This window comes from Bacillus sp. 165 (assembly GCF_017742235.1).
Taxonomy (GTDB): domain Bacteria; phylum Bacillota; class Bacilli; order Bacillales; family Bacillaceae_G; genus JAGHKQ01.
The window spans coordinates 25,758-51,731 of record NZ_JAGHKQ010000013.1; the positions used below are offsets into that span (position 1 = coordinate 25,758).

At 37.6% G+C, this 25,974-nt stretch carries 21 protein-coding genes and 2 pseudogenes; 3 read left to right on the plus strand and 20 right to left on the minus strand.

Annotation, left to right across the window (positions count from 1 at the left end):
* Window positions 1-76: 76 nt before the first annotated feature.
* Window positions 77-1,192, plus strand: a pseudogene (locus J7Q84_RS15290) (NupC/NupG family nucleoside CNT transporter); the annotation flags it as partial.
* On the opposite strand, the gene J7Q84_RS15295 reads toward J7Q84_RS15290, so the two are convergent.
* The 14 genes from J7Q84_RS15295 to J7Q84_RS15360 form a co-directional block, all read right to left on the minus strand.
* Entirely contained in the window at window positions 1,163-1,510 is a 348-nt protein-coding gene (locus tag J7Q84_RS15295; RefSeq protein WP_209095615.1) for an SDR family NAD(P)-dependent oxidoreductase, read from the minus strand. The pseudogene J7Q84_RS15290 and the gene J7Q84_RS15295 sit on opposite strands and share 30 nt — an antisense overlap.
* A 166-nt stretch (window positions 1,511-1,676) precedes the next feature.
* On the minus strand, window positions 1,677-2,510 hold the full coding sequence (locus J7Q84_RS15300) for a DUF3974 domain-containing protein (RefSeq protein WP_209095617.1): 834 nt from the start codon (window positions 2,508-2,510) through the stop codon (window positions 1,677-1,679).
* A gap of 23 nt (window positions 2,511-2,533) precedes the next feature.
* Window positions 2,534-3,637, minus strand: coding sequence for a toxic anion resistance protein (locus J7Q84_RS15305; protein WP_209095619.1), 1,104 nt, complete (start codon window positions 3,635-3,637; stop codon window positions 2,534-2,536).
* Between the two features lie 241 nt (window positions 3,638-3,878).
* Window positions 3,879-4,373, minus strand: coding sequence for a (2Fe-2S)-binding protein (locus tag J7Q84_RS15310; protein WP_247739306.1), 495 nt, complete (start codon window positions 4,371-4,373; stop codon window positions 3,879-3,881).
* Window positions 4,364-6,634 (minus strand): xanthine dehydrogenase subunit D, encoded by a 2,271-nt coding sequence (pucD, locus tag J7Q84_RS15315; protein ID WP_209095621.1) that lies wholly within the window; start codon window positions 6,632-6,634, stop codon window positions 4,364-4,366. The genes J7Q84_RS15310 and pucD overlap by 10 nt, the downstream gene beginning before the upstream one ends.
* A 14-nt stretch (window positions 6,635-6,648) precedes the next feature.
* Entirely contained in the window at window positions 6,649-7,500 is an 852-nt protein-coding gene (locus J7Q84_RS15320) for an FAD binding domain-containing protein (protein ID WP_209095623.1), read from the minus strand.
* The gene (locus tag J7Q84_RS15325) at window positions 7,497-8,138 is read right to left on the minus strand and encodes an NTP transferase domain-containing protein (protein WP_209095631.1); all 642 of its coding nucleotides are present in this window, start codon (window positions 8,136-8,138) and stop codon (window positions 7,497-7,499) included. Before J7Q84_RS15325 ends, J7Q84_RS15320 begins: the two co-directional genes overlap by 4 nt.
* Window positions 8,135-9,169: an XdhC family protein gene (locus J7Q84_RS15330; protein WP_209095633.1), complete on the minus strand. Its 1,035-nt coding sequence runs from the start codon at window positions 9,167-9,169 to the stop codon at window positions 8,135-8,137. The genes J7Q84_RS15325 and J7Q84_RS15330 overlap by 4 nt, the downstream gene beginning before the upstream one ends.
* Window positions 9,170-9,451: 282 nt before the next feature.
* A complete protein-coding gene (locus J7Q84_RS15335) occupies window positions 9,452-10,534 on the minus strand; it encodes a threonine aldolase family protein (RefSeq protein ID WP_209095635.1) in 1,083 nt (360 codons plus the stop codon).
* Window positions 10,535-10,727: 193 nt separating this feature from the next.
* On the minus strand, window positions 10,728-11,336 hold the full coding sequence (locus tag J7Q84_RS15340) for a class I SAM-dependent methyltransferase (protein ID WP_209095637.1): 609 nt from the start codon (window positions 11,334-11,336) through the stop codon (window positions 10,728-10,730).
* 109 nt (window positions 11,337-11,445) lie between these two features.
* Entirely contained in the window at window positions 11,446-12,258 is an 813-nt protein-coding gene (locus J7Q84_RS15345) for a DegV family protein (RefSeq protein ID WP_209095639.1), read from the minus strand.
* A gap of 231 nt (window positions 12,259-12,489) precedes the next feature.
* A complete protein-coding gene (locus J7Q84_RS15350; protein ID WP_247739307.1) occupies window positions 12,490-13,581 on the minus strand; it encodes a 2,3-butanediol dehydrogenase in 1,092 nt (363 codons plus the stop codon).
* Between the two features lie 29 nt (window positions 13,582-13,610).
* On the minus strand, window positions 13,611-14,384 hold the full coding sequence (locus J7Q84_RS15355) for an SDR family NAD(P)-dependent oxidoreductase (protein WP_209095641.1): 774 nt from the start codon (window positions 14,382-14,384) through the stop codon (window positions 13,611-13,613).
* Between the two features lie 71 nt (window positions 14,385-14,455).
* On the minus strand, window positions 14,456-14,926 hold the full coding sequence (locus tag J7Q84_RS15360; RefSeq protein ID WP_209095643.1) for a 2,4'-dihydroxyacetophenone dioxygenase family protein: 471 nt from the start codon (window positions 14,924-14,926) through the stop codon (window positions 14,456-14,458).
* A 174-nt stretch (window positions 14,927-15,100) separates the two neighbouring features.
* Between J7Q84_RS15360 and J7Q84_RS15365 the strand changes: the two genes are divergently transcribed.
* Window positions 15,101-16,039 (plus strand): LysR family transcriptional regulator, encoded by a 939-nt coding sequence (locus J7Q84_RS15365; protein ID WP_209095645.1) that lies wholly within the window; start codon window positions 15,101-15,103, stop codon window positions 16,037-16,039.
* 144 nt (window positions 16,040-16,183) lie between these two features.
* On the opposite strand, the gene J7Q84_RS15370 is transcribed toward J7Q84_RS15365, so the two are convergent.
* From J7Q84_RS15370 to J7Q84_RS15380, 3 genes are all read right to left on the minus strand, one after another.
* Window positions 16,184-17,896 carry an ABC transporter ATP-binding protein gene (locus J7Q84_RS15370; protein WP_209095647.1) on the minus strand — a complete coding sequence of 571 codons (1,713 nt, stop codon included), beginning with the start codon at window positions 17,894-17,896 and terminating at the stop codon, window positions 16,184-16,186.
* 304 nt (window positions 17,897-18,200) lie between these two features.
* Window positions 18,201-18,908 (minus strand): M48 family metallopeptidase, encoded by a 708-nt coding sequence (locus tag J7Q84_RS15375; RefSeq protein WP_209095649.1) that lies wholly within the window; start codon window positions 18,906-18,908, stop codon window positions 18,201-18,203.
* Window positions 18,909-19,184: 276 nt separating this feature from the next.
* The gene (locus tag J7Q84_RS15380) at window positions 19,185-19,697 is read right to left on the minus strand and encodes a YehS family protein (RefSeq protein WP_209095651.1); all 513 of its coding nucleotides are present in this window, start codon (window positions 19,695-19,697) and stop codon (window positions 19,185-19,187) included.
* 896 nt (window positions 19,698-20,593) lie between these two features.
* Here J7Q84_RS15380 and katG point away from each other — a divergent pair.
* Complete coding sequence (gene katG, locus J7Q84_RS15385) at window positions 20,594-22,801, plus strand: catalase/peroxidase HPI (protein WP_209095670.1); 2,208 nt, start codon at window positions 20,594-20,596, stop codon at window positions 22,799-22,801.
* Between the two features lie 64 nt (window positions 22,802-22,865).
* On the opposite strand, the pseudogene J7Q84_RS15390 reads toward katG, so the two are convergent.
* The 3 genes and pseudogenes from J7Q84_RS15390 to J7Q84_RS15400 all read right to left on the minus strand — a co-directional run.
* Window positions 22,866-22,958 (minus strand): annotated as a pseudogene (locus J7Q84_RS15390) (IS3 family transposase); the annotation flags it as partial.
* Window positions 22,959-23,259: 301 nt separating this feature from the next.
* Window positions 23,260-24,435 carry a sugar ABC transporter permease gene (locus tag J7Q84_RS15395; protein WP_209095671.1) on the minus strand — a complete coding sequence of 392 codons (1,176 nt, stop codon included), beginning with the start codon at window positions 24,433-24,435 and terminating at the stop codon, window positions 23,260-23,262.
* A 15-nt stretch (window positions 24,436-24,450) separates the two neighbouring features.
* Window positions 24,451-25,965, minus strand: a complete 1,515-nt coding sequence (locus tag J7Q84_RS15400) for a sugar ABC transporter ATP-binding protein (RefSeq protein WP_209095672.1) — start codon at window positions 25,963-25,965, stop codon at window positions 24,451-24,453.
* Window positions 25,966-25,974: the final 9 nt, after the last annotated feature.

The following is a 25,974-nucleotide window of genomic DNA, read 5'->3' on the forward strand; positions in this document are numbered from 1 at the left end:
GTTGTATATTCAATTATAATTGGAGGCATATATGAAATACTTAAAATTGTAGGGTTGGCTGCAATTCTTCGATTAGAGCAATAACAAAAAGAAAATTAATTATAAACCAATTGGTATCATGATTGTTGTCCAACTTGTGTTATCTTACTTATTATTGAATACCCAGTTTGGTTTAATATTAATTACAGCAATAGCAGATGTTTTTAGTAAATTACTAGAATATGCAAACGAAGGAGTAATATTTGTATTTGGAGGACTAACTAACGAAGGACAGTTTCCTTTCTTCCTGAATGTGCTGCTTCCTATCGTGTTTATATCCGTATTAATCGGGATTTTACAGCATTTTAAAATTCTGCCGTTCATTATGAAAGGAATCGGCTTATTGTTAAGTAAAATTAACGGAATGGGTAAATTAGAGTCCTATAATGCAGCCGCTTCTGCAATGGTTGGACAGTCTGAAGTATTTATCACGGTTAAGAAACAACTCGATAAATTGCCGGCTCATCGCCTGTATACACTATGTGCTTCAGCTATGTCTACTGTTTCTATGTCTATTGTCAGGGCATACATGACAATGATTGAGCCTAAATATGTAGTGACTGCCCTTGTCCTAAATTTATTTGGCGGATTTATTATCTCTTCTATTATTAATCCTTATACTGTAACAGATGACGAAGATATTTTAGAAATTCAAGAAGATGAAAAGCAAGCCTTCTTTGAAATGCTTGGAGAATACATTCTGGATGGATTCAAAGTTGCCGTTATCGTTGGTGCAATGTTAATCGGATTTGTTTCTTTAATAGCTGCTATAAACAATATTTTGGATTTAGCATTCGGAATTACATTCCAAGAAATTTTAGGATATATCTTTGCACCGCTTGCATTTATTATGGGAGTTCCGTTTGCTGAAATTATTCCAGCCGGCGGTATTATGGCTACTAAACTCGTAACAAATGAATTTGTGGCCATGATGGACTTAGCAAAGCTTGCTCCTGATATGAGTGAGCGTACATTAGGAATTATTTCAGTATTTCTAGTATCATTCGCAAACTTCTCTTCTATCGGAATTATTGCCGGAGCTGTAAAAGGACTAAGCGAAAAGCAAGAAAATACAGTAGCTCGCTTTGGATTAAAGCTGTTATACGGTGCTACATTAGTAAGCTTATTGTCTCCTGTAATTGTAAGCTTCATTAAAATCATGATCTGGATAATCTGTCAGCAGCATTGGTCCCGGTCCAAACATAGAAGCGTTATTAATCAGAATATCTATTTGGCCGAATGCCCCCTCTGCAAGAGAAACAAAACGGTTTACATCTTTTACATCCGATACATCGGCACATACTGCAATTACTTCAGCTCCGATACTTTTTATTTCCTTCTCTACGTTTCGTAGCTGTTCTTCTCCCCTTGCACAAATAGCAAGCTTTGCACCTTTCTTAGCAAACGATAACGTTAACGCTCTTCCCAATCCCTTCGATGCTCCTGTAATCATTACAACCTTTCCATTCATAAGAATCTCTCGCTTTCTGAAATGTTCTTACTAATAGTATAGAAAGAGCACAGTTCTACGGCATCAGAAGATAGAATGAGGGGGATTACACAAATAGGATGATATAGATATACTACTTTTGTATGAGGAAATGAAAAAGCCCTCAGTATAACTGAAAGCTTTCCTTTTAATTTTTATAAAACTTTTCTTTCGTCGCACGTAATTTCACATTAAGCGCATTCTCTACTGAAGAATACATACTATTTTTCGCTTGTTCGGCCTCTTGCTGAAATTCTTTTAAAAACACACCTAGCTCAGCTTCTTTTTCGTGACGCTGCGATGGCGGCAGCTGTGAGATTAACGATAGCATATCTGGTAAATCCTTAGTCAGAAACATTTCAAATTTATGTTTCTCTTCATACATTCGGCGCTCACGGTAATACGGAATACTATGCAGTGCCGATACTACGATGTTATCAATTGTCTCCCTTAACGCTGGATTAATGGATTTTGTATAGTTTTGGATATACGTTAACGCCGCAGCATAATCCTCATAGAAGTATAGAGTATAAAAAGAAAAATCTAATTGCTTCGTCGGATGCTTGTACTCTTCTTCCATATAACTTTGGACACTTGCCGTCACTTTTTCTATGTCCTCATTCGTAATACTCTTTTTTTGCTTCAGAGCAACGTGCAATTTACGTTGTTCCTGCTTCGGCAGCAATAAAAATATACGCTCTCTTGTTCTTTCTTCACTTAAACAAAATAACACTGGTAAAACATCTTGATGCTGCTTCCTTTCCTTTCGAAGCCATTCGTAAAACAAAGAATGATTTGTAAATTCCTTCAAAAAAGGAACTGAACTATGAGACAAACGCTCCAAGGAATCTATCGCTTTTCTATATGGTTTTTTCCAAGACAGGAAGAGCTTTCGCCCAAAGAAGAACATGGCAACCATAACAGCAAGCCCTGAAAGCAAGAAAAAGCCAAGTACAACCAATATTAAAGACAAAAAATCCATATAGTCACCTCTGAAAACTTCGTTTACTTCACATTATACTGAATTAGCTTTTTCTTCATTTCATCATTGAAGGTATCTAATTCTTTTACAAATGTTTTGCTTGATTGAATGATGCGCTCTGTTGACTCTTCAGACGCTTGAATAGCTGCGAACACATTTTGAAACGATTCACGCAGCTTCTCCATCCCAATAGCTGGATTTTCCAATAAACGTGTCGTCTCTTCTGTGTTTTGCTTCAATGCTCGTGAATTACTGAGAATCATCGTTTCAATTGCTTCGTTTGTAGCATTAACCGCATCGATGCTCTTGCGTTGATTATTTAATGCCAGTTGAATGGAGGCTGAAACAGTGACCACATTCTGGGTCATTGTAATTGCATTTCGAATCGCTTCTACCAGCTTTTCATTATTTTTCTTAATAATATCAACCGATGCGATGGACTGCAGTAAAATGCTTTTCGCTTGCTGCATATTGCGTGTACGTACTAAAATTTTTTCCAGTGCATCATTAATTAACGGTACATCCTTTTGACGCTCTGACTTTTGCCGTTCCACCTCTAACATGTCAGCTAGCCTTCTGCCCAAGTATACTTGTTTATCGAGTGCTTCAATTTTCTTTAAAGACTGCTCTTTTAGCACAGTTAAACCCACACTGTCCTCTTGCAGGTTATCTCTTCCTATAAGTAAAGATTTAATGATAGCTTCAATTTGTTTATCAATAGATTGATACTTATGAAGATAGGTTTCCATAGGGTTTTTACGAAACATTTTATAAACAACCCGTTTGAAGCCAGATGCGTTAACAGTACTTGGATCCAATTGTCCTACAACTTTACGGAGCTCAAGCAGCGTTTTCGGAACCTCATCGTGCTTACCGTTCATCATAGCTGCAACAGGATTCTTTAATGCATTAAGCGTTTCACCTGCTTCGCGCTGTTCTTTATCACCTAAGGCCGCGAGTTGATTCAATACATTAGAGAGATCTGCATTGTGCTCACTATTTAATTTTTGAACATATAAATCTGCTTCTTTGTTCATTTGTACTAATTCTTCATCTTTAATAATTGTATCTGCCATAGTTTCCACATGTTCCTCCAAAGATGGAGACAGAATATCTTTTTGCTGCATATAATCCCTCCTTAATACGATAGGGGCAATCAATCTTTCTACTACATTTTCTCATAATATTGGATAGAATAAACGAGATAAGTATGATATTTTTCTAAAAATACACATTAAAATCAAATTTTCTTATTATGATTTTCTGCTACAGCAGTAAGATATCCTATCTCTTGCTTAAAATCTAAAAATATATGGATTAACCGCAACTATTGAATTCATCCTCTTTATTCTCCTCATTTGAATGCTGCTACTTTTGCGAACATGCACGCCCTACTGCCCGTATAATCCCGCCATAACCTGTACAACGGCATAGATTCCCTGAAAGTGCCTCCTGAATTTGCTCGTCACTTGGATTCGGAATTCTATCAATAAGTGCTTTTACAGCTACAATCATACCAGGGGTACAATAGCCGCATTGAAAGCCGCCTTCTTCTAAAAATGCAGTTTGAGCAGGAGCAAGACTTTCCTTTCCTATTCCTTCAATAGTAAGAATGGAAGCATTTTGTGCTTGATACGCCATGACCAAACAAGAATTAACCAATTTCCCATCCATTATAACTGAACACGCTCCACAGCGGCCAATACCGCAGGAAATTTTTGTCCCTGTTAACTTCAAATGTTCACGCAAAATATTGACAAGCCGAGCCCCTGGCTGCACTTGCACCTGTACATTCTCATCGTTAACATTTAGACAAAGCTGCATATTCTTACATGCGGCATGCTCTTCTTTCTTCATAGCCATTCCTTCATCTCCTTTAACGTGACAGCTTGTAATATTTCCTCAGGCGATATCGGTAATGTGCGAATCCAATGACCGGTTGCTTCATGAATAGCTGCAGCTATTGCCGGAGCAACAGCAATTGTTCCTATCTCTCCTACTCCTCTTGGACCATGGGAATCTCCCTCACATAGCTCTTCGATTGCCTGCACTTCTATCGGAAAATAGGCATCACAAATCGTCGGTATAAGATAAGAATCTAAATTGGCAGTAACGTACTCCCCTTTATCCATTAATGCGTTCTCGAGTAATGTATAACCTAGAGCCATAACACTTCCGCCTTCTATTTGTCCAAGGTACCCCATTGGACTGATGATAGGTCCTGCTGCTACAGTTTGTTTTAATTGTGAAATTCGTATCTTTCCTGTTAAGCAATCTATTTCCACTTGCACAGATACAGCACCAAATGTATATAGATAATGTCCGCGCGCATCATCAGGTGTAGTCGGAAAATGAAAATCTGTATGAACAGTGTTAGAACTTTCATTTGATATGTGTTGTGCCAGTTCAGCATAAGTAATGCATAAAAGACTGGATGATTTGTCCCAAATGCCTCCAGTGCCAAACTGTAATTGATCAGCAGCAATTCCTGTAACCTTGACTGCTTTTTCCATAATTTTTTGTTGAAACGGGCTCTTCATTTTTTTGATGGCTTTCCATACCATAGTCGTTGCTCTAGAAGCTGTGGATGAACCCGCTGGAGGAACAAGTGCAGTATCCCCAATAAGGATTCTAATGTCTTCTGGACTACATTTAAACTCCTCAAGCAATATATTTTCAATAACGGATACTACCCCTTGCCCAATTTCCTCAAATCCAAATGCTGCTTCAATTTTCCCGTCATTGCTTAACGAAAGGCGACCGCCTCCCGGATCCAATATTCCAAATCCGAGGCCTACCCCGAGCATTGAAATAGCGGTCCCTGAACCGGTCACTTTCCATTTTGTGAGAGATTCTTTCCTAGTCTTTGTTGTACGCGGAGTACAACTGATGGCTTCGAGGATCTCTAATGCACCATTAGTAGGAGCAATTCTTTGCCCTAATGGCCCTAGACTATCTGCTTTTCTTATATTCCTCCGGCGTAAATCCAAAGCATCTATGTGCAGTCTCTCTGCTAATCTCTCAATTTGTCCTTCCAGAGCAAATACCATTTGATTTGCTCCAAATCCTCGAAACTCTCCTGCAACTCCGTTATTTGTATAAACGGATAAGCCTTCGATATCAACATTAGGAATAAGATAGGGACCGCTTGCTTGTTCTACAGTACAATCCAAGACGGCAGGACCTAATGTCGCATATGCACCTGTATCTGCAACAATTCGGACTTGATGTGCAAGGATATTTCCGCATTCGTCAACCCCTGTCTTCATCGTGACCTTCATAGGATGCCGCTTGATTCCGGTCCGAACCGATTCTCGTCTGCTTTGATGAATTTTTACAGGGCGCCCTGTCGCTAGAGCTAATAAAGCTCCATAAGGCTGAACGTTCAATTCATCCTTACCGCCAAAAGATCCTCCCATCGGACTGGATACAACTCGAATATGTTCTTCAGGCATAGCAAGAATACGTGATAATTGAAACCGGTCCTTATACCCATGCTGTGTACCCATATAAACGGTGATATGCCCATTTTCTTCCGGTAAGACGATGCCACCTTCTGTTTCCATATAAGTATGCATTTGCCGAGGGAGTTCATAGGTTTCTTCTATAATAATAGAGCATTTTTTAAAGCCTTCCTCTATGTCCCCCTTTTTATATTCAGATTGATGAAGAATATTTCCGTCCAGATGAAGCTTCTCTGCATTAGGAGAAAGTGCTTTCTGCGGACAATCTATCACTTCTAAAGGCTTATATACTACTTCTATTAAGCTCAAAGCTTGCTCAGCAATCTCCTCTGTATCTGCTGCAACTGCTGCCACAGCATCGCCAATAAACCTTACTTTATCTACACAAAATACCGGTTGATTCGGTATAATAATGCCAAATCCATTGAGACCTGGTATATCTTTATAGGTAATCACGGCTCGTACTCCAGGAAGCTTCTTAGCATGATCTGTACAAATGGAAACTATATTGGCATGAGGATACTGGCTTCTTAGTACTTTGCCATAAAGCATATTAGGAAACGAAAGATCCGTCAGATATTGTAAGCCTCCAGTCACTTTAGAGACTCCATCTGGTCTGATTCTATCTTTTTTTCCTAAAAATTCAGGTTGTAAGGACATGCATATTCCTCCATTCATGTCATTAATGCAGAAGCAAGTATATTAGCTGCTACAAGTCTTCGATAATCTGCCGAAGCAAATTCATCTGAAACAGGTGTAAATTCCTTTAGTATATTTGAGTAGAACTTCTTCCAAATTTCTGTATTAGGAATCGTTCCTTGTAATAGCAGCTCACATTCAACCAATCGTCTTGGAAGACTTTCTCCTCCTCCCGCAGCAAGACGAATATGCTGGATTTTCCCTTCTTCATCCTTATTACAGCATACTGCCACTGTAACAAGAGAAGGACAAAAAGCATCTCGGCGTCCAACTTTTCTGTATACATTTATCGATTGTGAAGTCTGTGTTTGCGCAGGAAGATAAATAGATGTAAGGAGCATAGAATCTATAGCTTTTGTATTTCGCTTACTGAACCACTCTCCTAGTTCTTCCATTCTGTAGCCTATTCCATCAAAATAACGTACCTTTGCTTCCATTGCTAGAAGAGCAGGAATAGTGTCTCCATATCCATTTACTATATTTCCTCCAATGGTTGCTCGGCTCCTTACAGCTGGTGCTGCAATATGCCGGGCCGCTTCTGCTAATAGAGTGGGACTTAATACGGAGTCATTTCTACAAATCTCTAATGTCGTTAAAGCCCCTATATACGTGCCATAAAGCATTTGTTCTATTCCTCGCATCGAATCGATTTTCTCCAAGCTGATTAAGTATAAGGGACCCGCATTAGTTTTTTCCCACTGCGTTTGCAACAGCGTTCCTCCTGCCACAAAACAAGCATCAGGCCCAAGCTGTCGTTGTAAGCTCCATGCTTCTTCTACACTGTTAGGAATCCAAACCTGCATACACTCTTCTCCGACAAACCTCAACTGATGTTCCCTCCCTCTATCCGTTCATAATCTTCTTTTGTATCAATATCTAAAAATATTTTTTCATCATTAAATTCCAGCATGGCAGCAACTACGGAGTGATCCTGATGCCAGAGCTGCCTTGCTCCTGCATCGCCCTGCAGCTGCATAAGCACTGGAAATATCTCTCGTGAAAATATAATTGGAGGTCTAAAAACACCTTGGTAACTGGCTGCTGCAGCTTGCAGTTCAGGCTTCTTCTTTTTTTCTTGGTGATAGTAGCAAATAAGAGTATTTATAGACTCTACGGAAATAAACGGCTGATCAGCAAGTAAGATCATAACCGCATCCGCTTTTATTTTTTCTGCATATCGCAGCCCGCATTTTAATGAATAGGATTGTCCCTTATTGGATTCAGAACAGGCAATATGAGTCCAGCGTTCTCTCCAAGGATTAGCAAACGCACGAGGAGACACCCACTCCAACCCATCTGATTCTTTCGTTACAAGGATGATGTGATCCAGCTGGGATTTTAGAGCTGCTTCTAACGCGAAACAGCCGAGTGGTTTATGGTGTAAAGGAAGAGACAGCTTATCTGTTCCCATTCGTCGGCTGCTGCCTGCCGCAAGATAAATTCCTGTAACTCCTGGTATTTTCATTTGGAAAACCTCACTTCTATACTAGGCTTTCTTAGTATTTGAATGAGCTGGGCAAGAATGCTAACTGCAATTTCCTCCGGTCCTTCAGCCCCGATAGGCAATCCTACGGGAGTTTTGATAAAACTGGGTACCTCTTTCCCTTTAAATAAACGGTTCATTCGTAATTTTGAACCTAATATACCTAAATACCGTAATTGTTTATTCAATAGTAATTCCAATAATTCTTGATCTCGTTGGAAATGATGAGTGAGGATAACAACAAAGTCACGAGGAGTTAATTTTACAGACGTTATAGCGTCTTTGGGAAAGCCTACTATACATTGATCGGCTTCTGGGAATTTATTTTTATTACAAAGTGCTTCTCTCCAATCAGAAACCGTTACATAAAACCCTGTTTTTGATGCCAATGAAGCTAATGGCATTGCATCATATCCTGCTCCAAAAATAATTAAGCGAGGTTTAGGTAAAAATGTATGCAGATATACGTATGCAGATAGTTCCGCTATAAATACTAGACCGCTTCTCTTCTCTTGTCTGAATGTATGCTGCATTTCATTATCTAAAATACCCGTCCACTCACCAAAGACTGCTCCATCCTCTGTTAAAAACAGATAATCAGAAACCGACCATGTGTTTGTGAGTTTTTTTACTACCATCACTTCTTTTCCATCTTCCAGACAAGTCTTTACTTTATTTAGATGCTGAAGCATATTACCATCAATGGGTTCAAGCAGCACATGTACTACACCGTTGCAGCCCGCACCTTGCCCCCATGATAAATCGTCTTCATCTCTCATGTCGTATATCAAAGTACGGGACAGTCCTTTATCTAAAACTTCCTTAACTTGAAGAGCAAGATCTGTCTCCAAGCATCCCCCGCTCAGTATCCCTACCTGTGTTCCATCTTCCTTTATTAACATAGAAGTACCTTCTTTTCGATAGGCTGAGCCTTCTATGTGAATAATGGTGGCAAATACTTCTCTGCGGGATGAACAATCAATAGAATGTAAGATTTTATGAATATTATCCATCGCCTTACCTCCTCAATATCAGGCAGCCAAGATAGTACAATATATGTAGACAAGCTGATATTCATACAATGTATTTGTAAATGCAAATAAAAAACAGGCAATGTACAATAAACCTTTAGAAGATTTTGTACTGCCTGTTGAATTATTGATTTGGGTTTTAAATTTAATAGTGCGTCTCCAAAATAAGAAAGTTCATATCTAATATTGAGAAAGTAACCTCAATCAGATGTATCCTAAGCAAAAAAGCACTCTTAGAGGAGAGTGCTTTCAGTATTACGCCTATCATTTCCTGCATTTTTCATCGAGTATTTGAAATACTTTCTTTAATTCTTCTTTTGGTATATGAGCATACCTATCTCCAATACTTACTTCATAATAACAGCATTCCTCTGTTATTTCTCTTAAGTGACTGGTTAAACCAATGCCTGTTTCCTCATAAACTTCAGCTAGAATCGATTCGGCCTTCTCTTTTGGCATCTCAAAATGTACATGGAACATATTAGACACAGGTTCTAAAGGCTTTGTTGAAACAGCATGACATTGATTAAACAATCCCGCAAGCTCTTTTGCTTCTTCATAATACTGTGCCATCTTATGTACTCTTTGATCAAAATAAAAATCTGAACTTATAATATATGGATACAGGCTTATTAAATCACCGCCATGTCGTCTTTTCCATACTTTTGATTCCTTTATAAATGCTTTATCACCTGCAAGAACGGCTCCTGCAATCCCGCCTATCCCCTTATAAAAAGATACATACACGCTATCAAAAAGCGCACAAATTTCTGCAGCTGACTTTTGATAATACGGCAAAATTTCAAAAAGCCGTGCACCGTCCAGATGTAACCTGATTCCTTTTTCACGACAATATGCGGAAATAGATTCGAGAGTTTGGTAATCCGGTAATTGACCGCCTATTTCACGCTGAGGCAGCTCAAGCAATAAACAAGCAATATCTTCATCCATGTTCACAACATCTTCTAATTGAATTAATCTGTCTTTATCTGCCAGCAACACAGGATATATACGATGCAATTCCTTTAGCCCGTCTTCTTCATGAATCTCTAAATGACATAATGGATGATATGCTACTCTTTTTAGTCCTTTTTTATCACACCATATTCTTAATGCGATTTGCTGTGCCATAGTCCCGCTAGGAAAAAATACTGTATCTTCTTTCCCTAAATACTCCGCCATTTTATTTTGAAAATCTTCTATAATCTTACCATTTCCATAAATATCGCTTTCCTGCTGTCCATCCATATCCTGAAATGCCTCTTTCAACACTTGAATATTTCTAGAACCATGGCCAACTACTTGATACTTTGTTTGTTTAAATGCCTCTAATAACGGATTATTCAATGTATGTTGCCCCTTTCAGTGGATAATCATAAAAATTTCTGCTCAAATGCACTGCACTTTATCTCCTCGTTACAATTATACAGCCATATTATAAGTATGAGCTTCTGTTCTGTAAATCTGCGTCAATATTTTGGAAGCAACAAGCTCGACTAGTCATCAAACTAGTCGAATACAACATATTTATACAATCCTTCTAAGGTGATAAGCGGTATATTAAAAATCTCTCAAAAGGATTGTGTTCATACAAGCCCGGCAATCTAATTTCCTCTTTCAATTCAAAGGAGGTATGGTTTTCTAGAAAGTAAATATAATCGTCTGATCCATAATACAAAATCAAATCTATTTCACGCTTTTTCTTTTCAACCGAAAGCAATATATTCTTTACGATATTCATAAAAATTTGTACAGAAAATGGATTAAAGAAATAAAATCGATTGTCTAATGGAGCAATCTCATATTCTTCTGCTAAGCAGCAATGGAAATGAATTTCACCTCTCCTATTTTTCATTTTCTGTACATATCTGTTTCTATTCTCAAGTGCTTCCTGATAGAAAGCCTGGTTCATTTCTACCCCTACCACAGAAGCATTACATACAGAATTAACGTAAAAGTTCAATCTCCCTTTTCCACATCCAAAATCTACAATACGATCACTGCTTTTTAATTCATAGTGATTCAATAATGTTTCTAGCGCACTATACGGTGTCGGCTCATAACGGTGATAATGTAAAGATTTATTAAAGTCTTTTTGCTCTCCTCCGGTTTTTATATGTAACAATTTATCATATAGATGCTCTTCCATTAATTCGCTCCTGTATATCAACTGTGCCTATTTCTCGTTTCATACACATTCTCCTAACTTTACCTTCATTAAAAAAGTACTTACTTCATTTAAAGTAAGCACTGCAGCATCATTCATAAAACCAACTAAAAATCATCGTTCCACGGCCATTATGCACGCCTATCGAAACAGGCACTTCGCTAAACGTAATGACTAAATGAGGAAATTTTTCTAAAATCAACTGCTTCCACATTGCGCCTTTTTGCTCCTCACAAGTATGCATAATATGGAGGTGATTGTTTTCTATAGTCCCTTTTCCCAACTCTTGAAGGACATACTGTTCTACTTGCTTTTGCTTACGTACTTTTTCTTGTAATAATACCTCTCCATTCTTCATTTCAAGAATGGGCTGGATTTTTAATAAATTACCTAAAATAAAAGATAAGCCGCTAACACGTCCCGATTTATGCAATTGCTTCAAATCTTGTGGTACCACAAGGAACTTGCTTCTTGCTAAATGATTAGTGCGTTGTTCCTCGTCCTCTCCATTTTCGATATACCTTTGTAGCAGTGTAGATGTTACATAAGAAGCACCTAACGTATCAATCACTTCTACTTCAATATCTACCATATCCTTTACCATGCAATATGTCGCATAGGCACCAGAGCCTTTAGAAGAAAGAGAAAATACAACAATCTTTTCATATCCTTCGCGTTGTAATTGTTCAAATTTATCAATTACTTTTCCAATAGCTGGTTGTGATGTTTTTAAATCCTGGTAAGCAGCAATATTTTCGTAAAACTCTTTTGGTGTTATATCTACATTTTCCTCATAGCTTGTACCATCCAAAATAACTTCTAGAGGCATAATATAAATATGATGTTTCTTTCGATATTCACAATCCAATGTTGTCATAGAATCTATAATATATGCTATTTTCACACGATGTTCTCCTATAGTTTGATTACTACAATACTATTTTAACATAGATTTTATTGAAAAAATGCTGTAGCTCATCCATTACTTTTCCACTACGAGCTAGATTCTAAACCATTGCCTCTTCATTCTCGTTTCAAAATAAACCACTCCTACAAGAAATAACAAAGCAAAAATACAAACGCCTGCATCTCGTTACGGAGAGTGAAACCGTAGCGAGACGCAGGCGTACATTTTTTATAAATTTGAACGTTTTGGTGTAACTAAGATTTTAACTTGAGAACGATCGTTTAATACTTCCTCAAATCCTTCTTCCACCACATCGTCTAAGTGAATTTTTTTAGTGATAATTAAATCTTCTTTTAAAATCCCTTGGTTAATAAGGTCGATCACTTCTGGATAAATGTTGTTATAGGTCATTGTAGTAGAGATTCTTTTGTTTGTCATCATCGCGACATTTGGATTAAATGTTACAGGTTTTTCCCATAAACTAATAATTTTCAATTCCCCGTTATTTCTCACGCTGTTAAGGGAAGCTTCGAAAGTAGGTTGAACGCCAGCACAATCAAAGGCTACGTCTACACCTCTACCGTTTGTTAAACCGAAAATAGTTTCAACCGCATTTGTGTCGATAGGGTTGATAGCATGAGTAGCACCTGATTTCAAAGCAACTTCTCTACGATGGTCAACTACTTCTACAGCGATGATTTTAGAAGCTCCTGCTGCTTTTAACGATTGGATAAGCAGTAATCCGATTGGACCTGTGCCAAATACAGCAACAGTATCACCGAATTTAAATTGGCTGGAACGGATAGCTTGTGTTACCACTGCAACAGGTTCAACTAATGCCGCTTGCTCGTAGCTCATTGTATCAGGAATTTTATAAACACGGTCAACAGAAGATACAATGTATTCTCCAAAACCACCATCATTTACGATAAGACCATAGAATTGTGGCTTTTCACAAACTTGGTAATTACCTGTTCTACAAGAGTTACAAGTCCAACAAGGAACGATTGGTTCGATAACAACACGGTCTCCAATCGCAAATGTTGTTACATTTTCCCCAATTTCTACAATTCTACCTGAAAATTCGTGTCCCATTGTTACGTTAGAACCTGATGGAATGACCATTGGTCCTGCTACATATTCATGCATATCGCTTCCACAAATCCCACACCACTCGATTTCTACTTTCACGCTATTTGCATCTACCGTTGGAATTGGTGCATCTACAACTCGAATATCTTTCGCTCCAAAAAATTTAGCAGCCTTCATATTTTCTACTACTATACTATCTTTTGTAGCTTGAATTTCTGTAGCTTTCATCTTTTCCACTCCAATCACAGATAGGTTTTTTAAACGAATAATCTTGCTTTAAATGAACTATAACCATCATCTAAATTTACGCAGGTTCCATTGATACAATTTGCTTCCTCAGACGCCAAAAATGCTACAGCATTCGCAATTTCCATCGGCTCTGTCAATGTACCTCTCATTTGTTCACTCACCATTTGGTCCCAAACACCAAAGTCTTTATACGGAGATAAAATAGGTGTATTCACACGTCCTGGTGCGATTGCAACAACTCGTATTCCATTTGGAGCCAGTTCCATTGCTGCAGAGGAAGTCATATTGATGACTGCAGCTTTTGTTGCATTATAAGTGAACGTTAGCTCACCTGGTAAAATACCAAAAACGGATGCTGTATTGATAATGGTCCCTTTTATACCAAGTTCAACCATTTTCCGAGCTGCAGCTAGAATTCCATAATAGACTCCATTTTGATTGACAGCGACAATGGGATCGAAATCTTCAACTGGATTATGCTGCAGTAACGGAGCTGCTTTGGCGAATCCAGCATTATTGAACATAATATCCAGTCTACCAAATTCTTCTACCGTTCTCTCCACTAAATGAACAACAGCCTCATAGCTTGCAACATTTGTCTTAATGAATAAAACTTCTGACCCTAGTTCACGACTCACTTCTTCAACAGCCTTTTGACCACCTTCTTCATTAATATCAGCGATCACAACCTTTGCACCTTCAGATGCGAGCCTTTTAACAGTAGCTAGGCCAATACCTCCACTGCCGCCTGTAACGATTGCAACTTTATTTTGTAAACGCATGTACATCCCCCTTTTTTGTATTTCACATGAATAAGTACTCACCAAAATTTGGTAAGTACTTTTATGGATGATTAGAATTTTGTGATATCTACTGGATTTTCAATTCCAAGCTTTTCACAATGATCTTTGTACATTTGAAGAGCTCCAGCAGAGTTTAAGATAAGGAATGTATTGCCGTTTTCATCCTTAAATTCAAGTGCTCCTTGGATGATATTAAAAGCAAGAGTGTCTTCTTCACAATCTGCAGGAGTATAAAAAGTATGCAGAGAAGCTGCCGGTTCATAGACAACATCGTTTGCTTTTGCAACCCAATCATGCTCAAGATAACCCCATTGTCCAGAGATCGTATACAAAATAACTGTTCCGTGATGTACATGAATAGGTAATTGAATACCTGGCTTCGCCTTTAACGTAACAACAACTTCCCCTGTTACCATGTTAATTTTATGAAACTTTACTTCTGTGTTAAAAAACGGAACCCAAGGAATACTTTCGTCAGCTACATAATTTGCATCTAATACTTGTCCTGCTTTAGTTGTCATTGAACTTTCTCCCCTTTAAATAAAATTGTTGATAACCCAAGTAAAAGCCTCTACTTTGGAAACGCTTTTATTCAGAATTATTTGAATTTATTATAAAATCATTTTATACTTTAAATAAAGTTAATTCTTTTAATGCTTATCATTAATAAATTTCATATAAAGAGATGTGATTCGATGAATATTGAACGTTTGAACTATATCTTTGAAGTTTCTAAAGCAAAGTCTATTTCCATCGCTGCATACAACCTTCATGTTACCCAGTCTACTATCAGTCAAGCGATTACAAGCGTAGAGAAAGAACTAGGAGTTACGCTCTTTACTAGATCCAAACAAGGGACTGTACTCACTTTTGAAGGAAAGCAATTAATTGTTGTCATAAAAGAGCTGGTGGAAAAGGCCCAAGATTTGAAGGAAAAAGCACAATATTATCAAGATGAGCTAAGCGGGGTCTTACGAATCGCAGCCATTCCAGGTTTAATGGCAATCATATTAAGAGTATATTCCACTTTTAAAAAAGACTATCCAAATGTCCAACTAATTATTGCTGAAAAAGACTCAAAAGAAATTTTAGAAGATGTCCTCAACCAAAAGCTCGATATCGGCCTTATAAATTTTTACAATAATTTTCCATATTATACAAACGACATATCTTCTGAGTTTCTATTCAACAGTGAAGTACATCTATGCGTCAGCAAAAACTCCCACCTAGCATTAAAAGAATCTATCTTGCCTGAAGATTTACAGAATGAAACGATTGTCCTGTATAACGATGAATTCATCCTCTCATTTGCTAAAAACTTAATGGAAAAAGTCCCTTTAAACCTTCTATTTGTAACGGACAACGTAGATGCTATTCGAGCTGCTGTCACTGAAGGAATTGCTATTACATTTGCAACCGATAGCTCTCTCAAAGATGAAGTAACAATATTGAATGGTCAAACTGTGCCTATTCCAATTGTAAATACAACTTATTCATCCGTTCCATTTGGATTGATTCGGTCAAAAAATAAACAAGTTGCTTTGATGAACGATAAATTTATTAGTTATTTGAAGAAAGCATTAGTTTTGTTTGAGAAATCCTACATCCGAAAAGATAAAAGGAGGATGTCTTAAAAGCAGTGCCAAGCACTCCTTCTAAGACATCCTCCTTTTTTTAAAATACTCCCTCTCTTATTGTGTATATTCAAATTAAATACAGCAATACAATAAGAGACTACTGATACAATTAATATATTACTTTCTCTGTTGCCAGCATGCTCAATGCTGGTGTGCGTGAAGCTTAGCAAAAATCCCATTTTCTTGTGAAAGAAGCTCCTTATGGGTGCCATCTTCAGCTATACCTTCTTCTGTTATAACAAGAATACGATCCGCTTTTCTAATCGTTCCCAATCGATGTGCAATGATAAGGGTTGTTCGATCTTTTGCAAGATCATTCAACGCATCCTGTATAATCGCTTCCGTTTCAGTATCCAATGCTGAAGTAGCCTCATCCAAGATTAAGATTGGGGGATTTTTCAAAAACATTCTAGCAATAGCCAACCGCTGTTTCTGGCCTCCCGAAAGCTTTAATCCTCTTTCACCAACCTGCGTATCAAATCCATCTGGAAGGGAAGCTATTAATTCCATCAAGTGCGCTTTTCTAGCTGCTTCTTCAATTTCAGCCTGTGTAGCATCCAACTTGCCATACGCAATGTTTTCTCTTAAGGTACCTGTAAATAAAAAGACATCCTGTTGAACAATTCCAATATTTGAACGCAAGGATTCTTTTGTCATGTTGCGGATATCTATTCCATCTATTGTTATCGCGCCTTCTATAACGTCATAAAAACGAGGAATCAAGGAGCAAATTGTCGTTTTTCCGGCACCAGAAGGTCCTACAAAAGCTACAGTGTTTCCCGCTTCAATAGAAAACGTTAAATCGTTCAAAATAGTACGCTTATTTTCGTATCCGAAAGTAACATTCCGAAAACTGATATCCCCTTTTAAAAACGGCACATCAATAGCATGAGGAATATCTGTAATGTCTGGTTCGGTGTCTATCAGTTCAATAAAACGCTTAAAGCCTGCCATTCCTTTTGGATAAAGCTCAAGTAAGGCACTAATCTTTTCAATGGGCTTAAATAAAATGTTCAGATACAGAATAAAGGCCACTAGCTCTCCATAGGATAAGGCCCCAGAGAAACTGAGCCAAGCTCCGTATACTAAAATACTCAAAGTCATGAGTCGTGTTGTAATATAAATACCTGATAAATTCCAGCTCATAACCTTGTAGGCTCTTAATTTTGTTTTACGGAAAAATTGATTATTCTTGTTAAATCGATTAATTTCATACTGCTCATTAGTAAAGGACTGTACAACCCGAACACCTGAAACACTATCCTCTACCCGTGCATTGACATCAGCAATATTGCCATACATTTGAGTCCATGATGCATTCATTTTCATATTTGAATAGGAAATTAGCCATACAAGAAACGGTACAATAATAATAGCAACAAGAGCTAGTTTCACATTGATGGTAAGCATGATCCAAAATGCACCAATGAATGTCATAATTGCTATAAAGAAATCCTCAGGACCATGATGTGCTAATTCTCCAATATCCATGAGGTCATTAGTAATACGACTCATAATATGACCTGTTTTCGTATTATCAAAGAAACGGAACGATTGACGCTGAACATGGTTGAACAGCTCACGGCGCATGTCAGTCTCAATATTAATGCCCAGCTTGTGCCCCCAATAGTTCACCACAAATTGCATTCCAGAGCTTATTAAATAAAGTGCTAAAAGACCGATGCTCACTGAAATAATAGTGCTCCAATTCCCTTCTGGAAGCAGCTTGTCAATAAACCATGAAACAGCAAGCGGAAATCCAAGCTCCAATAATCCGACTAGCACTGCACAAAAAAAGTCTATGTAGAACAGCCTTTTGTGAGGGCGATAATAGCTAAAGAAACGCTTAATCATAGGAATACAGTACCTCATTTCTATTAAAATATCATTCTTGGGCAGATGACTCTACCTTACCATATGTAAAATAAATGCGCTATCTATTCCAATGTAGAGTCGTTGATATAAAAGCAGCAGTTTCAAACCAAATGATTAAGAGATTTTATTGATAGAAAGACTCTTTTCTTATAAGTAGTACACAGCTCTCCGCATGGCCAGAGTACAATCTGCTTCACATAAGGTGCTGATAAGTTCATCTACTGAATAAAAAAAGATTGATTAGTACTGCGATATACAAAAAATTCGCCAAAAATATCTTCTCCTAAACCGTCATTTTCCAATTTGACAGCGCTAACCAGTTTTCCGCTTCCTTATAATCAGGCATTATTTTTCCAACCAGACGCCAAAAGGAACGATCATGATTCATGTGAACCATATGGCACATTTCATGAACGACTACGTATTCGATTACCTTCATCGGTGCCATGGCCAACTTCCAGTTAAACGTTAACTGCATTTTTGAATCACAAGTTCCCCAATTACGGTTACTATCAGAAATACGGATAGAACGCGGTTTAGTTTTAAAGTAGCTTTGATAAGACTGAATACTCTTCTCCACTAACGCTTTACATTGCTGATAATAAAATCGTTTCAAGGCTTGTTTAATCTTTTCCTCATCCAACTGCTTCACATATATATGTAATTTATCCCCTTCAAACACTACATGGTCTTGCTTGACATTCATATCTTGAACAATCTGTATAGGGTATTCGTTCCCTAAATAAAGAAAGCTCTCACCATGATCATAAGCCTTCTCCTTCGGTCCACGTTTTCTCTCTTTCATTTCTTTTGAGTTTTGCTGAATCCAATCCCATTTTTCCTCTAGTAATTGGCGCACACTTTCAACAGAGGTCCCTTTAGGAGCCTGGACTTCAATATTGCCATGAATATCTATATAAATCCCCATATTTCTTTGTTTTTTATAATTTATATAAAAATCAATTGTTTCACCTAAGTATGTATGTATCATGTTATCACCTGGATTATCCATTCATGTTATTTTTACATTACAACTATATGCGGTGCTTGTTGTGAAAAATGCAGCTAGAACCTACAGATAATAAGAAAGTAGAGCAGGATCAAAATCCCTGCTCCTCCATTATATCTATTAATTTCTTAACATAAGTATCCCTGCGCTAAGTGTTTATGACGACAGAGACTAGTTATAATACTTATCCATTTAGAAATTATACCTTCTTCGCTATAGATGTATCCTAATTACCTGAAAGAGTTAGTGGATAAGTTCTTACCCTCTATATTTTACAGCTAACCCTTTTAAGAAATTCCTTGCATATCTATCACCGCACTCTTTATAGTTCTTATGGTCTTTTTTTCTTAATAAGGCACTTAACTCTCCTTTTGTCACCTTAATTCCTGCCCCTTCGAACATATCGATCATATCCTCACTTGTTAATGCCAGTGCTATTTTCAATTTCTTTAAAAGAAGATTATTTACACTTTCATTCGTCTTTAAAGGCGCTGCTTGTCTGCCAGCATCCCCTGGTTTCGGATCTTGTTTTCCCCTTTTAAAAGTAATAAAGCCATTTAAAAATGACTCTAACATACTATTATTGCATTTTATTACATCCTCATTTTCAACTTCATCATGGTAACTGTTTTTTGACTTGATAAGCATCTTTAGCACTTCTTCTTTGGTTACTTCAATGCCACCAAGCTCAAAAATCTCTACCATATCTATATCTTTTATATCCAAAGCATATCTTAATCTGATTAAGATATCGTTGTTGCTCATACTCATTATGAAATCCTCCTAACAAATTGACTATTTTCAAGTGCATTCTCTTGAATGCTTTCATGTTAACCCTTATAATATTAATCAAGATTATTATCTGAATATTCACAAAAAGCACCATCTTCAAATGAATATCCACTAAATTAATACTTTAACATATTTGATAGTTTTACCAAAATAAATATTTACGAAACTTACATCAAGACTCTTTTCAATCCTTTACCATCCTGCTCCCAAAAGCTGAAAAGACCATGAAATATCAGACTACATACCTAACCATTTCTCAGTCTCATATTTGCTTTTTATAATATTTCATATAAATTTAGATTTTGATATTTCCAAATAATATTTTCCAAAAAAATCACTACTTCACTTGTATCTTGCTCCTTAATATTAGTAGTCACACTTCTAATTAATAAGTTATTTGTTCAACTGACGAATATTGTAGCCAACCATGAATCGCAACATTTTATTCCTCACCGCAATGAAAGAAAATGCATTGAATCAAACCATACTGGCTCTAAGGCTAGTCATGTTTCAATGACCGCAGTGTACCACTTACTGCTACTCAAGAAGCACTTATAGTAAATTCTGATTGCTGCACTACCCTTTAATTTCCAAGCCTAGGAAGGAATTTTGTTTTCAATGGATAATAATCATTGAAAGAGCGTGTAGTCTAGATGATGACGCGAAGAATATCACCGCTTGTATTACAATACCAATCAAACACATTTTTAAAACCCGCTTTATACCATTGTAACAGTGGATAAAAAGGATTATTTTGGAAAAAGTAACAAATATGTTTTGTTACTTTCATGCTAACAGTATTACTTCAACAGGCTTCTCGCTTTAAATTTCGGAATATGTGTTAATTCTATGATTTATAAAAGGGGGAATTGGAAATGAACAATAACCGCGATCAAAAAGAACACACAGCTGCAGGACAGTGTCCTGTAACGCATCACAAAGATACTGCGATTACAACGAAGCCAGGTCTTGGTCGTACGACAAACAAAGACTGGTGGCCAAACCAATTAAATTTAAGTATTCTTCATCAGCATGACAAAAAATCTAACCCAATGGATGAAAACTTCAACTATAAGGAAGAATTCTCTAAGCTAGATTATACAGCCTTGAAAAAAGATCTTCATGACTTAATGACAGACAGCCAGGATTGGTGGCCAGCTGACTATGGTCACTACGGCCCATTCTTTATTCGTATGTCTTGGCATGCAGCAGGTACATATCGTGCGACTGACGGACGCGGAGGCGGCGTAACAGGAGCACAGCGCTTTGCACCATTGAACAGCTGGCCGGATAATGTAAATCTTGATAAAGCTCGCCGTCTATTATGGCCAATAAAACAAAAGTATGGAAATAAGATTTCTTGGGCGGACTTACTTGTATTAACAGGTAACGTTGCACTGGAATCCATGGGTTTAAAAGCATTTGGTTTTGGTGCAGGACGTGAAGACATTTGGAATCCGGAAGAAGATGTCTATTGGGGTTCTGAGAAAGAATGGTTAGCGGACAACCGTTATTCAGGTGACCGTGAGCTTGAAAATCCACTTGCTGCTGTACAGATGGGGCTTATCTACGTAAACCCTGAAGGTCCAAATGGAAAGCCGGATCCACTAGCTAGCGCCCATGATATTCGTGATACATTCGGACGTATGGGGATGAATGACGACGAAACTGTTGCCCTTATAGCTGGCGGCCACACATTTGGTAAGTCACACGGTGCAGGCGACCCTTCTCATGTTGGTGATGATCCAGAAGCCGCAACACTCGATACACAAGGTTTTGGTTGGTTAAGCACGTATGGAAGCGGAAAAGGCCGCGACACGATTTCAAGCGGTATCGAAGGCGCTTGGACTACGAACCCCACTCAATGGGATAACGGCTACTTCGATCTATTATTCGGGTACGAATGGGAGTTAACAAAGAGTCCTGCAGGGGCTTTCCAATGGGAGCCGGTCAACGTGAAAGAAGAGCATATGGCTCCAGACGCTGAAGATCCATCTATCCGTGTTAAGACTATGATGACAACAGCTGATATGGCATTACGTATGGATCCAGATTATGAAAAGATTTCTCGTCGTTACTACGAAAACCCAGAAGAGTTTGCCGATGCATTCGCCCGTGCATGGTTCAAATTGCTCCACCGTGACATGGGTCCTAAAATCAGATACTGGGGTCCAGAGGTTCCAGAGGAAGAGTTACTCTGGCAAGACCCAATTCCAATGGTTGATTATGAATTATCTGATGCTGAAATTGCAAATCTAAAAGAGAAAATCCTGAACTCAGGATTAACAGTGAGCGAACTTGTGAAAACAGCTTGGGCTTCAGCAAGCTCATACCGCGTTTCTGATATGCGCGGAGGTGCGAACGGTGCACGCATCCGTCTAGCTCCGCAAAAAGATTGGGAAGCAAACGAACCAGAACAGCTCGCTAAAGTTCTTAGTGTTTACGAAGACATCCAAAACCAGCTTGATAAGAAAGTCAGCCTTGCTGATTTAATCGTCCTAGGTGGAAGTGCAGCAATTGAAAAAGCAGCAAAAGATGGAGGCTTTGATATAACGGTTCCATTTACTCCTGGTCGCGGCGACGCAACAGCCGAGCAAACAGATGCTGAAAGCTTCGACGTATTAGAGTCGGTATCTGATGGATTCCGTAACTACCAGAAGAAAGAATACTCTACTAGCCCAGAAGAAATGCTAGTCGACAAAGCACAGCTATTAGGCCTGACTGCTCCTGAAATGACAGTCCTTCTCGGCGGTATGCGTGTTCTCGGCACAAACCATGGCGGTACAAATCACGGAGTATTTACTGACCGTGTTGGCACACTAACAAATGATTTCTTCGTAAACTTACTTGACATGGGCATTGAGTGGAAACCAGCAGGCTTCAATCAATATGAAGGCCGCGACCGCAAAACAGGTGAAGTTGTACGTACTGCATCACGCTTTGACCTAGTGTTCGGTTCAAACTCGATTCTTCGTGCTCTAGTGGAAGTGTATGCACAAGATGATAACAAAGAGAAATTTGTACGTGACTTTGTAGCAGCTTGGGTAAAAGTAATGGACGCAGATCGTTTTGATGTGAAATAAAAGACATAGGAAATACGCCTAATTCCTGAACTGAACCCGTAAAATAGGACACTGATCAAAACACCTAGGCTACCTGTCCCCTGTATTCTACAGGGGACAGGTAGTTTAATTTCTCTTGCATTCGCACACAATTGCAGTAATGAATGTATTCTAGCACTGGATTTAGTATAATCATGTGGACACAACTAAGTTAAGTTCCTACGATGGGTTTCAGGAACGAAGTGTCGGATAACACTCCATGCTAGCAAGAAGTACAATGAAGAATTTCGCAAGATGATGATTGAGTTGTATCGCTCAAGGCAACCAGTCAAAGAACTAACAGCGAATATGACATATCAGAGGTAACGATTTGTAACTTCTTTAGAGATTCTTATGAAGCCCAAGAATTTCATAATTTACGACCAAAACTAAAAAACAGAAACAAGCCAATAAAAATTGACTGTTTCTGTTTTTTAATATTATTTCCCTTTATTACGTGTCATTACATCGAACACTACTGCAAGAACAAGAACAGCACCACGAATGACGTATTGATATGAAATATCTATACCCATCAAATTCATACCACTTGTTAATGAAGCCATTACAAACGCACCAATAATTGTACCTGTTACTTTACCAGCACCACCTGCAGCAGAAACACCACCCACATAAGCTGCAGCAATGGCATCTAACTCAAACATTGTACCAGCTTGTGGTGACGCTGATGCAAGTCTAGCTGTAAACAATACTCCTGATAGAGCTGCAAGCATACTCATTGATCCAAAAACAATGTAAGTGATTTTCTTTACACTAATTCCACTTAGCTGTGCAGCTTCAGGATTTCCACCAACTGCATAAATGTGACGCCCTAAAGGAGTTCTTGTTGTAATGAAATGGTAAACTGCTACAACAATAAACATGATTACAGCAGTCCAAGATATTCCTTGATATCCCGCAAGAATATAGCAAATATAACCAATGATTCCGCCAATAAATAATAGTTTTAATATTTGCATCGGCATAGAAAGTACTTCAAATCCATAAGTTAAGTTTACTTTTCTCTTTTTTAAGTCACTCCATACAAAAAGAACAATTGAGATCGCACCAATTAATAATGTTGATACGTGTAAACCATTCCATTCTCCTAAACTTGGAATATATCCATTTCCAATAGCCTTGAAGCTTTCGTTAGAAACGATAATTGTACCAGTGTCAACAAGAGACATAAGTAATAATCCCTTAAATATTAGCATTCCTGCTAATGAAACAACGAATGAAGGTATTCCTAAATTAGCAACAAAAAAGCCATTAATTAAACCAATGATAGTCCCCAATACTAGAACTGCAATGATTGAAATCCAGACTGGCAAACCATTTTGTGTTAATAATATAGCAACTACTGCTCCCAGAAACCCAGCAACAAAACCAACTGATAAATCAATGTGTCTAATGACAATAACCAGTGTCATCCCAACCGCAAGAACAGCAACATAGCCTGTCATATTGATTAAATCACTTAAATTACGAGATGACATAAATAATCCATCTGTATTTAATGTAAAAACAATCATTATTATTGCAAGAGCAATATACATTCCGTATTCACGAATATTTTTCTTTAATAACATGCCTGCTTCCTGAAAAAAGTTCATATTATTCAACCTCTCCTAAACCGTAGCAAGAGCCATAACGCTCTCTTGCGTTGCTTCTTCTCGTGATAATTCCCCAGTTATTTTACCTTCTGCCATAACATAAATTCGGTCACTCATACCAAGGACTTCTGGAAGTTCAGAGGAAATCATGATAATGCTCATGCCTTGTTCAACCAAAAGATTCATAAAACTATAAATTTCAAACTTTGCACCTACGTCAATTCCACGTGTTGGTTCATCCAGAATAAGTACATTGGGATTTGTAAACAACCATTTACTCAATGACACTTTTTGCTGATTACCACCACTCAATTTTCCAACAATTGAAGTAATTGAAGGAGCCTTAATGTTTAACTTATTTAAATAATTATTTGCAACAACAATTTCTTCATGTTGATTGATCACACTTGTTTTGGAAATCTCGAATAAGTTCGTAATGGAAATATTGTTTTTAATATCCTGCTCGAGGATTAATCCATCACCTTTACGATCTTCTGTTACATATGCTATACCAGCTTTTATTGCATCTTTCGGATGTTTAAAACGCTTTGCTTCACCTTGTACAAAAATGGAACCATTGAGTTTGAAATTTGTCGGATTACCAAAAATACTTTTCGCGAGTTCTGTTCGACCTGATCCCATCAATCCAGCAATACCAATAATTTCACCTTTTCGAACATTTAGATTAATATTATGAAGAAGCTTTCGTCCTAATTTTGGATCGTACACATTCCAATTTTGTAATTCTAACGCAACTTCACCAAATTTTTGCTTTGGACGCTTCGGATATATATCATCAATCTCACGACCAACCATATGTTTGATGATTGTATTTTCTGTAATTTCATCTTTATTTAAAGAGCAGATTGTCTTCCCGTCTCGAAGTACAGTAACAGTATCTGCAACAGCAATAACCTCTTTTAGCTTGTGCGAAATCATGATACAAGAGATCCCTTGATTCTTTAATTCTTCCATTAAGAAAAGAAGATTTTCACTATCATCTTCATTTAATGCAGCTGTAGGCTCATCAAGAATTAATAATTTAACATCTTTACTCAGTGCTTTAGCTATTTCAACAAGCTGCTGTTTACCTACACCTAACTCTTTAATTTGTACATCTGGATTTACATCTAATTTTACTTTTTTTAGCATTTCAATTGCTTTCACAATTGTTTCATTGAAATCAACGGTCATTCCCTTTTTAATTTCATGCCCAATAAAAATATTTTCATATACGGAAAGTTCAGGAAAAAGGGACAGTTCCTGATATATGATACCGATACCTTTTTTTTCACTATCACTTATTTTTGAAAATTGTTGAATTTCATCCCCAAAAACAATATCCCCGGTATATGTCCCAAACGGATAAATACCACTTAAAACCTTCATTAAGGTCGATTTTCCAGCACCATTTTCCCCTACTAAGCAATGTATTTCACCTTTTCTAACCTTAAAGTTAACATCGCTTAATGCTTTAACACCGGGAAACTCTTTTGAGATATTTCTCATCTCCAATATAAATTCACTCATATGATCCGT